The organism is Gordonia sp. DT218 (genome assembly GCF_049847105.1).
Classification (GTDB): Bacteria; Actinomycetota; Actinomycetes; order Mycobacteriales; family Mycobacteriaceae; genus Gordonia.
The window spans coordinates 404588-417936 of record NZ_JBNCNS010000005.1 but is presented as its reverse complement, the minus strand read 5'-3'; the positions used below and the strand labels follow the sequence as shown (position 1 = coordinate 417936).

Below are 13349 nucleotides of genomic sequence, written 5' to 3'. Positions count from 1 at the left end.
GACGGATCTAGAACTCATCGTCGCGTATCCAGCCACCCCTGCAGAATAGCGACCGCGGCCGCTTGATCAATCACGGCGCGCGAGGATTTCGCTTTCACCCCGCTCGCACGCAGGGCCTGGGTCGCAGTCACCGTGGTCAGGCGTTCGTCGTGATATTCGACACCGATCGGGCTGATCCGGTCCGCGAGCTCATCACCGAACTCACGTGCCAGCCCGGCCGCCGTCCCGTCCTCGTTGCGCAATGTCTTGGGCAGACCGACCACCACGCCGACGGCGTCGTACTCGGCCACGATGGTGGCGATCCGTTCGATGTCCGCCTTGCCGGCCGGTGTCCGCCGAACGGTCTCCACGGGCGTCGCGAGGATCCCGTCCGGATCACATACCGCGACACCGATGCGAACCGATCCGACGTCGACGCCGATGCGACGTCCGCGGGACGCCGTCATCGGTCCCGGACGAGTTCGCGCAGGCGGGTCATCGCAGCGTCGACGCCGGTGGGATCGGAACCGGATCCCTGAGCGAGATCGGGCTTTCCGCCGCCACGGCCGCCGACCAGTCCGGCGACCTCCTTGACGATGTCACCGGCCTTGACGCCGAGTCCACGAGCAGCATCGGTGGTGGCCACGACGAACGGCACCTTGGTGGTCGCACCGTCGGTGGTCGATGAGAAGAGCGCGATCACCGCGGGCCGGTCGGCGACCTTGCCGCGCAGATCGGTTGCGAGCGAACGCAGCCCGTCGGCGTCGAGCTCGTCGGGCAGACGCCCACCAACGATCAGTGTCGAACCCACCGTGACGGCGGAATCGATCAGCCCCCCGGCCGCCGCACGAGCCGAATCCGCGCGCATCCGTTCGACCTGCTTCTCCGCATCGCGCAGTCGGTTCACCAGTTGCTCGACCCGACCCGGCACTTCCTCGGAGGGCACCTTGAGCGACGACGCCAGGCCGGCCAGCAGCGCCCGCTCCTTGGACAGGAACCGGAAGGAATCCATGCCGACATAGGCCTCCACACGCCGGACACCCGATCCCACCGACGATTCGCCGATCACGGTGACCGGACCGATCTGTGACGACGACGCGACATGCGTTCCGCCGCACAGTTCCATGGAGAACGGCCCGCCGATCTCGACGACGCGGACCACGTCGCCGTAGTTCTCACCGAACAGCGCCAGCGCCCCCATCTGCTTCGCCTCGGTCAGTCCGGTCTCGAAGGTGTGCACCGGATAATTGGCCTCGACCGCCGCGTTGCTGATCTCCTCGATCTCACGACGCTGGCTCTCCGACAACGGCTTCCCGGAGTGGAAGTCGAACCTGAGATAGCCCGGCCGGTTCAGGGATCCCGCCTGTGTCGCGGTGGGTCCGAGTACCTCGCGCAGTGCGGCGTGCACCATGTGGGTGCCCGAATGTCCTTGTGTCGCACCGTGCCGCCACGTCTGGTCGACCGATGCGATGACCTCGTCGCCTTCGGCGATCTCACCCTCGTCGACGGTCACCTTGTGCAGCCACACCGACTTGCCGGCCTTCTGGACGTCGTTGATACGCAGGCGCACACCTTCTCCGGTTGTGATGGTCCCGACATCCGCCATCTGACCGCCGGATTCGGCGTAGAGCGGACTGCGGTCGAGGACCACGACGAGTTCCTGTCCCGGCGACGCGCTGCGCACTCGGGCGCCGTCGGACACAAGTCCGAGAACCTTTGCCTCCGAGACGAGTTCGTCGAATCCGGTGAAAATGGTAGGCCCGCGGTCGAGGAACTCGCGGTACACCGACATGTCGGCATGACCGGTCTTGCGGGCGGTCGCGTCGGCCTTGGCGCGCTGCTTCTGTTCGGCCATCAGCGCGGTGAACCCCTGCTGGTCGACCGACAGCCCGGCCTCGGCGGCCATCTCCAGTGTCAGGTCGATCGGGAAGCCGTACGTGTCGTGCAAGGTGAAGGCATCGTCACCGCTGATCGTGGTGTTCTCGGCGGCCTTGGTGGCCTGCGCCGCGTCGGCGAAGAGCTTGGAACCGGCGGCCAGCGTCTTGCTGAACGACGCCTCCTCGCCGATCGCCACATCGACGATGTGCCTGCGCTGCTCTGCCAGGTTCGGATACGAGGGCGACATGGTGTCGACGACGAGGTTGATGAAGTCGCCCATCGTCGGCTGATCGGCGCCGAGAAGGCGGACCGACCGAACCACACGTCGCAGCAGGCGGCGCAGGACGTAGCCGCGACCGTCGTTGCCGGGCAGGACGCCGTCGCCGATGAGCAGGGTGGCGGTGCGGGCGTGGTCGGCGATCACCCGGAACTTCACGTCGTCATCGTGATTGCCGGCGCCGTAGGCCCGGCCGGTGAGTCGCGCGGCGAGGTCGATGATCGGCTTGCACAGGTCGGTCTCGTACACATTGTCGACGCCCTGCAGGATGCAGGCGACGCGCTCGATTCCCATACCGGTGTCGATGTTCTTCTTCGGCAGCGGGCCGAGGATCTCGTAGCCCTCCTTGCCACCACCCGGACCGCGCACGTTCTGCATGAACACGAGGTTCCAGATCTCGATGTAGCGGTCCTCGTCGGCCTCGGGTCCGCCTTCCTTGCCGTAGGCGGGCCCGCGGTCGTAGAAGATCTCCGAGCACGGGCCGCAGGGTCCGGGAACACCCATCGACCAGTAGTTGTCCTTCAGACCGCGCCGCTGGATGCGCTCGGCCGGTACACCGATCTCGTCGCGCCAGATGGCCTCGGCCTCGTCGTCGTCGAGGTAGACCGTCGGCCACAGTTTGTCGCCCGCGATCCCGTAGCCACCGTCGGAGACGCTGTTGGTCAGCAGCGTCCAGGCGAAGGTGATCGCCTCGCGTTTGAAGTAGTCGCCGAACGAGAAGTTGCCGGCCATCTGGAAGAACGTGTTGTGACGCGTGGTGATCCCGACCTCCTCGATGTCGAGGGTGCGCACGCATTTCTGCACGCTCGTCGCCCGGTCGAAGGGCGGGGTCTGCTCACCCAGGAAGTAGGGCTTGAACGGCACCATGCCCGCGTTGACGAACAGCAGGTTGGGGTCATCGAGGATCAGCGAGGCGCTCGGGACCTCGGTGTGGCCCGCCTTGATGAAGTGATCCAGGAAGCGCTGCCGGATGTCATGCGTCTGCAACTGAGTTCGTCCTTGGTGAGTGGTCGGTCTGACGTCTGGTGGTCCGGACCGGCGGTCGAGACCGGTCGGCGACACTCCAGACTACCGCCGCGGTGGGAACGAGCCCGTGTCCGGCATCGTGTCGGAGCCCGGTGGCAGACTCGAACCCGGTGAACTTCCCGGTCCGCCACGAGGCGGTCGTCGAGGTCGGCTGACCCGCCCGCGAGGCCTATCGGCGACGCGAACGGGCGACCGCGGCCCGCACGATGGACCGCAACTTGCCCAGCCGGGCGCCGATCTCGCGTTCGTATCCGTGATCGGTCGGCTGGTAATAGTCGACCCCGACCAACTCGTCGGGCGCGTACTGCTGGGCGACCACCCCGTCCGGGTCGTCGTGCGGGTATCGATAGCCGATGCCGCTGCCCAGGCCCTTGGCGCCGGCATAGTGGCCGTCCCGTAGATGTGCGGGCACCGCCCCCGACTTCCCGGCCTCCACATCGGCGATCGCAGCACCGATCGCGGAGACCACTCCCCCGGATTTCGGCGCGGTCGCCAGATGGATGGTGGCCTGCGTGAGGGCCAGCTTCGCCTCCGGCATACCGACCAATGCCACCACCTGCGCGGCGGCCACGGCCGTCTGCAGGGCGGTCGGATCGGCCATGCCGATGTCCTCGCTGGCATGGATCATCAGCCGACGGGCGATGAATCGCGGGTCCTCGCCCGCGACGATCATCCGAGCCAGGTAATGCAACGCGGCATCGACATCGGAGCCGCGGATGGACTTGATGAATGCGCTGGTCACGTCGTAGTGCTGATCACCGTCGCGGTCATAGCGCACCGCGGCGCGGTCGATCGCCGCCTCCACCTCGGTGACGTCGAGGACGGGCCGGTGACCGTCGCCCCCCGCCGAGTCCTCGTCGTCGCCGCGCAGCGCCGCGTCCGCGCTGGCCTCCAGTCCGGTGAGGGCGCGACGCGCGTCCCCACCGGCCACCGCCACGAGATGGTCGATCGCCTCGTCGCTGACCTCGACGCGCCCGTCCAGCCCGCGCGGGTCGGCCACGGCCCGGCGCAGTACCTCGCGGATGTCGTCGTCGGAGAGGGAACGCAGCTGCAGCACCAGTGACCGGGACAGCAACGGCGCGACCACCGAGAACGACGGGTTCTCCGTGGTCGCGGCCACCAGCAGCACGATGCGGTTCTCCACCGCGTCCAGCAACGCGTCCTGTTGCGTCTTGGAGAACCGATGGACCTCGTCGATGAACAGCACGGTCTGCTGTCCCTCGATCAGCCGCCGCCGCGCGACGTCGATGACGGCGCGCACCTCCTTGACGCCCGCCGACAGGGCCGAGAGCGCCTCGAACCGCCCGCCCGTGGCGCGGGAGATCAGGGCGGCCATCGTCGTCTTACCGGTGCCGGGCGGGCCGTAGAGCATCACCGATGCCGCGCCGGAACCGTTGATGAGGCGTCGCAACGGCGACCCGGCACCCAGCAGATGCTGCTGGCCGACGATCTCGTCGAGCGATTCCGGACGCATCCGCACCGCCAGGGGGGCGTGCGCGCCGGGAGGTGACGCGAGGCCGCCCGAGCCGGGACCCGGGGCGGCCGTCGGTGTGTCGAACAGCCCTTCCACGGCGCGCCGTCAGGTGAGCCAGGTGCGCTGCAGCGCGGCACCGAGCCGGGACGCGAACTCGGCGATCTCCGCTTCACCGGCCCGAACCGCCGCAGCCGACAGATCCGCCCAGCGCGCGACGACGACGCGGGGGTCGTTGGTGTGCAGCGCCCAGTCGTGGGTCTGGCCTGCGTGGGCCGAACGTGGCTCCGCGACCGATGCGGCGCCGTCGTCGGGCAGCATCCACACGGTCGACAGCCACGTCCACAACAACCGGGCGGTGGTGATCTTGCGGGTCGCCTCACCGTCGTGACCGAGCCCCGGCCAGATGGGATAGACCTCGGATCGCCACGCGTCGACCATCGCGATCTCGAGGTCGGCGCGGTGATCGACGTTGACGTGCGACAACTGCGCACCGAAGGTGACCAGGGCATACGCGATGTCGAGAGTGGCGTCGCGGAAGCCGCCCCACTCGTAGTCCATGAACTGCACGCCCTCGTCGTTGAGCACGATGTTCTCCGCACCGACGTCCGACGGGCTGAAGGCCCGGTGATCACCGTCGGCGAACAGCCCGCAGGCGATCGTCAGTCGCTTCGCGACGTCATCCGGCAGCTCAACACCCAGGCGCTCGGTCAACCCCGGGGCGTCCTCGACCGCCCGCGCGGCGGCCTCGCCGAGGACGTCGACGTCGTCGGTGCCGTTCGCCCCGCGTCGCAGGATGGCCAGGAAGTCGATCTCACCGCCGACCGTCGCCGTGTGCATCCGGCCGAGGGCCTGGCCCCAGGCACTGACCGCGTGCGACGTCTCGACGACGTCGGTACCGGACAACAGCGAGGTCAGCGAGCGTCCGTGTCCGAGGTCGGTGAGGACGAGCACCCGCATGTCGGGGTCGGATGCGATGAGCTGTGGTCCCGGTCGGGATTCGGTGGGCAGCGCGGTGGCGTATTTGTACGAGGCGAGTTCGCGATGGAAGGCACGGGGGTCCTCGTCGGCAGGCAGTGCCTTGATCACCAGGGTGCGATCCATCGACAGAGGATTGACCGCCACCCTGGCCCGCACCACGACGGTGCGGCCACTACCCCCGAGGTCTTCGGGGTCTGCGAGGGTGACGGGGGAACCGGCCCGATGCGAGAGAACCGCCTCGGCCGCGCGCACCACACCGGCGATGCGACTCTCAGTGATTACCGTCATGTCACCCACCAACCTACCCAATCGCCGATCACGGCGTCACGACTCTTCATCCATCTGCAATGCATTTGCCACTGGTAAACCACGCCCACCTCGGCAGATGTCAGATCCCGTCTCGCACAACAAGGGTCAGGTCGAGGTCCAGCCCGACGCCGGTGGGTGTCATCCGTTCGGGTGACCCGACCCGAATGGGCCGGTGACGCTAGTCCGCGTTCGTTCCCGACGACCCCTCGGTGATCTCGGACACATCGCCGGGACCGATCGGGCTGACGTCCACCGACACATCGATCCGGCTCTTCTTCGACTCGGTGTAGATGACCCCGCGCAGCGGCGGGACGTCGTCGTAGTCGCGACCCCACGCCACCGTCACGTGTCGTTCGTCGACGAGCTTGTCGTTGGTCGGGTCGAAGGCCAGCCAACGGTCACCGGGCAGCCACACGGCCGCCCATGCGTGGCTCGCGTCGGCGCCGAAGATCCGTTCCCGACCAGGCGGCGGATCGGTGGCCAGATAGCCCGACTCATAGCGCGCGGCGAGCCCGACCGAGCGCAGACAGGCGATCGCGACGCGGGCGAAGTCCTGACAGACACCCATGCGCCGTTCCAGGACGGTGTCCACGCGGGTGCTGATCGCCGTCGATCCCGACTTGTAGGTGAACTCCCGGAAGATCCGCGAGGTCAGGTCGGTGACGGCCTCGATCAGCGGGCGGCCGGGCCGGAAAACCTCCGCCGCGTAGTAGGCCACCGCGGGGGTGATCTCGGGGGGCCGGAGATCGAGGACGAACTCGACCGCACCGGCACCCGCGGTACCGACCGCCGACGGACGGGCCTGTTCCCACGGACCGAGTGCCGCCGGCGAGAGGAGCAGCCCCGCGTCGGGTGGATCGACCTCGACGACCGAGGTCGAGGTGACGACCAGCTCGTCGTGATTGGACCGGACGTGGAAGTACGAATCACCGTTGCCGTAGACATCCACCCCTGTGGACCAGTCGTCGGGCTCGGGCTCGATGGTCACCCCCGCTGACAACACCCGCTGATGCGGCAGCTCGCGAGGGGTGAGGTAGCAGCGGCCGTACGACGACGAGACCACGTCGTCGTAGGTGTAGGACGTGCGATGCATCACCCGGTAGCGACGCCGGTGATCGGCGATCATCGCGGCCGGTTCCGTATCCGGTTCCGGTGCGCTGGTCATGCGCCGTCACCTCCCCCGCCCCAGATCGGCTGCGCCTGCCGCGGCAAGGCGAACCGGGTGCTGGTCAGGACGTCGGAGAGGTCTCGTGCTCCGGCGCCCAGCGCGGTCATCAACTCACCGAGCTGTGCGCGGCGGCCCGCCGCGTCGACGGCAGCGAGATCTTCCGGATCGGACCGACGCAGTTCGGCGATCAGCTCCTCGACGATCCGCTCGGAGCTCGCGGAACGCAGTTCGTCGGGCAGCGCGGACAGGTCGTCGTGCATCCGCGTCAGCTGGTAGATCATCGCCCGGGGGTTGGTCTCGTCGAAGAACAGCAGACCACCGACGGCGTCGAATTGGTAGAGCCCGCGATTGCGCCTGCGGTAGATCACCGACGACTCGTTGGCGACCAGGAAGGACTCCAGCAACGCCTGCTCGACCTCGCGGTCCTGCGCCACGACGAACAGTGCCGCGGTGAGGTCGGCGAGGGTGATGGTCCGTTCGATGCGCCGGCCGATGTCCATGAACAACCAGCCGGGATCGTGCACCATCGAGTCGGCCTGCAGACCGGCGAGCGCGAGCACCCCGTGCAGCACCTCGTCGTGGGCGTGGCCGAGATCGGAACCCAGGTCCAGGGTCGAGTCACCGGCGGCGGAGCCGGGACCTGCCGAGGCGCGGGCGCCGCGGACCTGCGTGCCGAGCTGGTCGATCGCGCGTTCGACCGGTGCCAGCACCATCCACGTACTCGTCGACATCTGATCACGGACCGCCCGTGCCGTCGCTACGAGTCGATCGGCAGAGTGGGCGATGGTCCCGGCCACGGATCGCGCGATGGTGAGATCCGTGATCTTCGCGATGGCCTCATTGACCCGCTGAGGCTCGATCGGCCGGTCGTCGTGTTCCGCGGCGAGGTCGGCGGTACCGAGGTAGAGGGCGGTGCCGGTCACCCGCGCGACCGCATGAAGCACCAACGGCACCGCAGCCGATCCACTCATCCACGGGCGGTACTGCACCTCCTGATACCGCTCCCGAGCCACCTTCGCCAGGCGCGTCGTCGACTCCGTACGTTCGCCGTAGCGCCCGAACCAGAAGAGGTCGGCAAGGACGCGGGGACTCGCGGCCGCGGCGACGTCGTAGTAGGCCGCGGTGCGCGGAGTCCGGCCGGGACGCGGCGTCGCCACCAGCTCCTCGGTGGCCGCCGACCGGGTACCCGATTTCCGCGAGACGTGACCGCCGACGTCGGCGCTGGTCACCCAGACGTCCTTGGCCGACACGGTCCGCTGGGCCGCACCGGCAACACCGTCGGCGAGCACCATCCCCAGTCCGCCCGGCATCACCGCGTAGGTCGGCCCCTGCGCCACGCTGAACGCACGGACCCCGACCTGGGCGGCGCGGAGCACCCCCCGACGATCCGAGGTGGTCCGCCCGGGCGTCATCGTCGGCGCGATCGAGACGGGTCGCAGCGTCCGGGCCACCCACTGCCACGGGTGTGCCTCGATCCGGGCGACGAGATCGGCACGCCGCGCGGTATCGAGCATCGGGCCGACCACCTCTTCGTCGGTGGCGAAGTTCGACAGCACCAGTTCGCCGATATCGGCGCGGATCTTGGTGCGCTGCAGATCGTCGCCCGCCCACAACGTCGACACCGACGGCAGCGCGAGATCCTCGTCGAGCAGGACCGGTGCGAGCTTGTCCAACACCGTGTGCAGCGCGGGGTTCTCGAGCACGCCGCTGCCGAGGGTGTTCACGACCGTGACGGTGCCGCGCGAGATGGCCTCCACCAGGCCGGCGACCCCGAGCCGGGAGTCGGTGCGCAGGTCGAGCGGGTCCGCATAACCGGCGTCGATCCGCCGCAGCAGGACGTCGACCCGCTTGTACTTGCCCAGCGACCGCATGTAGACGGCGCCGTCGCGCACCGTCAGGTCGTCTCCCTCGACCAGGGGGAACCCCAGCACCGACGCCAGATACGCCTGGTCGAAAGCTGTTTCCGACATGCTCCCGGGACTCAGCACCGCGACCGTCGGATCGTCGACGCCCGGTGGGGCGTAGTCGAAGAGGGCCAGCCGCAGAGTGCCGGCGAAGGTCGCGATGGATCTCGGCGCGATGGTTTGGAACAGCTGCGGAAAGGTCCGTGAGAGCAGTCTGCGGTCGACCATCGCGAAACCGATGCCCGACGGCGCCTGCGTGCGGTCGGCGTACACCTCGAACCTGCCGTCGGAGGTCCGACCGAGATCCAGGGCATGCAGGAACAACGCGTGCGGTCCGGCGACCTCCAGCCGTGCCGCCTTCCGGATGTAGCCGGGATGCCCGAACACCATCTCCGGCGGGACGAGGCCACGGCGGATCGTCTTCTGATCGCGGTAGATGTCCCGCAGGAGCTGATCGAGCAGCATCGACCGCTGGATGACGGCCTTCTCCAGTTCCGCCCACTCCACCCCGTCGACGACGAGCGGAACGGGGTCGACCTGCCAGTCCCGTGCGACGGTATCGGCGCCGTCGAACTCGTTGTAGATGACGCCTTCGTCGCTGACCGCGGTGGCCAGGCGCGCCGCGGCACCCCGCAGGCGTTCATCGCCACGCGCCGCGTACCCGGACACCAGTTCCGTCCAGGCCTGCCTGGTCCCGCCGCTGCTGTCGAGCATCTCGTCGTACGGCGCCGGCGCTGCTGTGCCGTGGGACAACCCCTCGACATCGAACAGTGCAGAGCCCTCGGGCCGGTACCCGTCGAAGACCCCGGGCAGTCGGTTCCCGCCCGGGCTGCCCGACGAAACGATCACCGAAGAACTGTACGTGCCCGGCGCAGATCCAGGATCGCCGGCACCCCGGTATCGGTGGCCTGCCGGGCCTGCCGCTCCCGGAGGAGCCCGATGTCGACCGAGCCGCTGGTGTGACCGCTGGCCTCGAAGCGTCCGTTGCGCCGCGATTCCGCCTCGACCGCGTTCACCGGGGGCCGGTCATATGACCGGCCGCCCGGATGGACGACGTGGTAGGTCGCACCGCCCACCGACCGGCCGGCGACCGTGTCGATCAGGTCGAACGTGAGCGGGGTGTCGATGGTGATCGACGGATGCAACGCGCTCGGCGGCTGCCAGGCCCGGAACCGGATCCCCGCGACCCGCTCACCGGTGCGGCCGGTGGGACTCAACGGAATGGGGAAACCGTTGCACGTCAACAGGAAACGGTCATCCTCACCGCCCTGGACCCGCACCTGCACACGTTCGATCGACGAGTCGACGTACCGCGCTGTCCCGGTGCCGGTCGACTCCTCGCCGAGGGTGTTCCACGGCTCGATCGCGCCGCGGAGCTCGACCTCGTGGTCGCGGATCGAGACCGTACCGAGCCGGGGGAACCGGAACTCGGTGAACGGGTCGAGCCATGCCGTGTCGAACGGATAGCCTGCCTCCCGGAGGTCCTTGGCGACGGCTGCGATGTCACCGATGATGTAGTGCGGCAGAAGATATTTGCCGTGCAGATCCGCACCGTGCCGGATGAGCCTTCCGCGATGCGGGTGCTCCCAGAACCACGACACCAGCGACCGCACCAGCAGTGACTGCACCATCGCCATCCGGTGGTGCGGCGGCATCTCGAACGCCCGGAGTTCGAGCAGACCGAGACGTCCCCGAGCCGAGTCGGGACTGTAGAGCTTGTCGATGCAGAACTCGGAGCGATGGGTGTTGCCGGTGATGTCGGTCAGCAGGTGCCGCAGAGCACGGTCGGTGACCCACGGATTCGGTGGGGCGTCGACACCACCGGCACCGTCGCCCTTCACACCCAGCCGGTCGATCTCGGAGAACGCGATCTCCAGTTCGTACAGAGCCGACTCGCGGCCTTCGTCCACGCGCGGTGCCTGCGACGTGGTCCCGACGAACCGCCCGGAGAAGAGATACGACAGCGACGGGTGCCGCTGCCAGTAGGTCAACATCGACACCAGCAGATCCGGACGGCGCAGCATCGGTGAGTCGGCCGGGGTCGTCCCGCCGAGCGTGATGTGGTTGCCGCCGCCGGTACCCCCGTGACTGCCGTCGAGGTCGAAGGTCTCGGTACCGAGCCGGGTGTGCCGCGCGTGATCGTAGAGGTCGTCGAGCAACTCGGATTGTTCGACGAAACCGGCGGTCGGCTGGATGTTCACCTCGATCACACCGGGATCTGGTGTGACGGTGAGCGTGGTGAGCCGGGCATCCGAGGGCGGCCCATAGCCTTCGATCACCACCGGGGTCGAAATGGCCGTCGCCGCGTCCTCGACGAACTCGATGATCGCCAGGAACTCCTCCAGCGCGGCCAGTGGTGGCATGAAGACGGCGAGCACGCCGCCACGGACCTCGGCGACCACAGCGGATCGCGGCACGAAGGCCGCCGGATCGACGTCACGGACGATGAGCCCGAGGGTGTCGGCCGGGTCCGCGGGCAACACGCCCGCCCGGACGGACGGATCGACCTCGAACATGGTCGGGGCCGGCCCCCACGACAGGGAGTTCAGCGGCAGCCGCAGGCCCGCGGGCGACGTACCCGGGGTCAGCACCAGACGGCCACGGCGCGTGGTCCACCGGGCGCTCTGCCACGCCGTCTCGTCCTCGGAACGACTGAGCGGCAGGACGAAAGCGGTCGGGTCGGTGATCGCGCCGTCCAGACGCTCCAGCAGGGCCCGGCGGGTGTCACTCGAATCCGCCGGCGGCGTGAGATCGGTCTCGTTGTCGGCCTCGGCTGCCGCGGCCGCCAGCACGGCACCGCGCGCCGTCAGCACGGTCGGGTCCGCACCGGGATCACCGGGTGGTAACGCCGCCAGCTCGCCCATCCGGACCAGGGGATCCTCGTAGGCGGGCATCACCTGTGTGGTCGGCAGCCCGATCGCCTTGGCCACCGCGGTCAACAGCGTCTCGGCCTTCGACGAGTCGGTGGCGCCGTTCGTCGCACGTTCGCTCGCACCGGCGCTCTCCACCTCGATGCTCGCCGTGGCCTGTTCCTGCGTCGCCCACGGATCGGCGAGGAGTTCCGGGCGACGCCAGATCGGCAGGCCGTCGGTCCGCCACATCAGTGCGATCTGCCAGCGCGGCAACGGTTCACCCGGGTACCACTTACCCTGGCTGCGCTGCACCAGGCCGGCAGGCGCGTAGGTCCCGCGCAGCCGCTCGGCGAGCCGCGACGCCAGCAGGCGTTTATGCGGACCATCGGCGGCGGTGGTCCACTCCGGGTCGGTCTGGTTGTCGATCGAGACGAAGGTCGGTTCACCACCCATCGTGAGTCGGACGTCGTTGTGGGCCATCCTGGCGTCGACGGCAGCGCCGAGATCGACCACCCGATCCCATTGTTCGGGGGTGTACGGCAACGTCACCCGCGGGTCCTCGTGGTATCGGGTCACCGTGTTCGCGAAGTCCAGCGTGGCGTGGCAGGGTCCGGTCGCGCCGGTGATCGGTGCGGCGCCACCGGGGCTCGGCGTCGCGGCGAGCGGGATGTGTCCCTCGCCGGCGAACAGACCGGATGTCGGGTCCATGCCCACCCACCCGGCGCCGGGCAGATAGACCTCGGTCCAGGCATGCAGATCCGTGAAGTCGGCGTCCGGCCCGGAGGGTCCGTCGATCGACTTCACGTCCGACGTCAACTGCACCAGATACCCGGAGACGAACCGCGCGGCCAGCCCCAGTTCCCGCAACAACGCGACGAGCAGCCAGGCGGAGTCGCGGCAGGACCCGATCCCACTGGACAACGTGTACTCGGGAGTCTGCACGCCCGACTCCAGACGGACGGTGTAGCCGACCGCGTCGCGCACCGCCTGGTTCAATCCGACCAGGAAGTCGATGATCCGGACCTTGCCGGCGGGGCGATGGCCGGCGGCGAACTCCACCACGGACGGATGGACCGACGCGCCGGCGAACTCACCCGCGGTCACCCCGACCGAACGGAGGAAGATCTCCAGGTCGGTGCGGAGATCGTCGGGATAGGAGAAACCGAAGTCCTCCGCCCAGTCCTCGATGAAGAAGTCGAACGGGTTGACCGCGGTCAGGTCCGCGACCAGGCTCACCGAGATCGAGAGCATCTTGGCCGGCTCCGAGAACACCAGCCGCGCCATGTAGTTGCTGAAGGCATCCTGCTGCCAGTTCAGGAAGTGTTCGGCCGGTTCGACTTTCAGTGAGTACGCCTCGATCGGCGTACGTGAGTGCGGAGCCGGTCGCAGACGGACCACATGCGGGAAGATCTTGACCGGGCGATCGAATGCGTAACTCGTGCGATGCTCGAGGGCCACCTTGATCGTCATGGTGTGAAATCACATCACACATGCCGACCCGCTG

Annotated in this window: 7 protein-coding genes; all 7 read right to left on the bottom strand. The window is 68.5% G+C overall.

The window, feature by feature from the left end:
• Positions 1–14: 14 nt before the first annotated feature.
• The 7 genes from ruvX to ACPXCG_RS20185 all read right to left on the bottom strand — a co-directional run bounded on the left by ruvX (position 15) and on the right by ACPXCG_RS20185 (position 13315).
• Entirely contained in the window at positions 15–446 is a 432-nt protein-coding gene (gene ruvX / locus ACPXCG_RS20215; RefSeq protein WP_425793911.1) for a Holliday junction resolvase RuvX, read from the bottom strand.
• Positions 443–3121, bottom strand: a complete 2679-nt coding sequence (alaS, locus tag ACPXCG_RS20210) for an alanine--tRNA ligase (protein ID WP_425793909.1) — start codon at positions 3119–3121, stop codon at positions 443–445. The genes ruvX and alaS overlap by 4 nt, the downstream gene beginning before the upstream one ends.
• 208 nt (positions 3122–3329) lie before the next feature.
• A complete protein-coding gene (locus ACPXCG_RS20205) occupies positions 3330–4730 on the bottom strand; it encodes a replication-associated recombination protein A (RefSeq protein ID WP_425793908.1) in 1401 nt (466 codons plus the stop codon).
• 9 nt (positions 4731–4739) lie between these two features.
• A complete protein-coding gene (locus ACPXCG_RS20200) occupies positions 4740–5900 on the bottom strand; it encodes a hypothetical protein (RefSeq protein ID WP_425793907.1) in 1161 nt (386 codons plus the stop codon).
• 199 nt (positions 5901–6099) lie between these two features.
• A complete protein-coding gene (locus tag ACPXCG_RS20195; protein WP_425793906.1) occupies positions 6100–7086 on the bottom strand; it encodes a transglutaminase family protein in 987 nt (328 codons plus the stop codon).
• Positions 7083–9842 carry a circularly permuted type 2 ATP-grasp protein gene (locus ACPXCG_RS20190; protein WP_425793904.1) on the bottom strand — a complete coding sequence of 920 codons (2760 nt, stop codon included), beginning with the start codon at positions 9840–9842 and terminating at the stop codon, positions 7083–7085. The genes ACPXCG_RS20195 and ACPXCG_RS20190 overlap by 4 nt, the downstream gene beginning before the upstream one ends.
• Complete coding sequence (locus tag ACPXCG_RS20185; protein WP_425793903.1) at positions 9839–13315, bottom strand: DUF2126 domain-containing protein; 3477 nt, start codon at positions 13313–13315, stop codon at positions 9839–9841. The genes ACPXCG_RS20190 and ACPXCG_RS20185 overlap by 4 nt, the downstream gene beginning before the upstream one ends.
• Positions 13316–13349 lie beyond the last annotated feature (34 nt).

What these genes read in the sequence shown, in the direction of transcription:
- ACPXCG_RS20185 (WP_425793903.1), bottom strand. Translation starts at nt 13,315, where the DNA reads ATGACGATCAAGGTGGCCCTCGAGCATCGCACGAGTTACGCATTCGAT.
- ACPXCG_RS20195 (WP_425793906.1), bottom strand. Translation starts at nt 7,086, where the DNA reads ATGACCAGCGCACCGGAACCGGATACGGAACCGGCCGCGATGATCGCC.
- ACPXCG_RS20200 (WP_425793907.1), bottom strand. Translation starts at nt 5,900, where the DNA reads ATGACGGTAATCACTGAGAGTCGCATCGCCGGTGTGGTGCGCGCGGCC.
- ruvX (WP_425793911.1), bottom strand. Translation starts at nt 446, where the DNA reads ATGACGGCGTCCCGCGGACGTCGCATCGGCGTCGACGTCGGATCGGTT.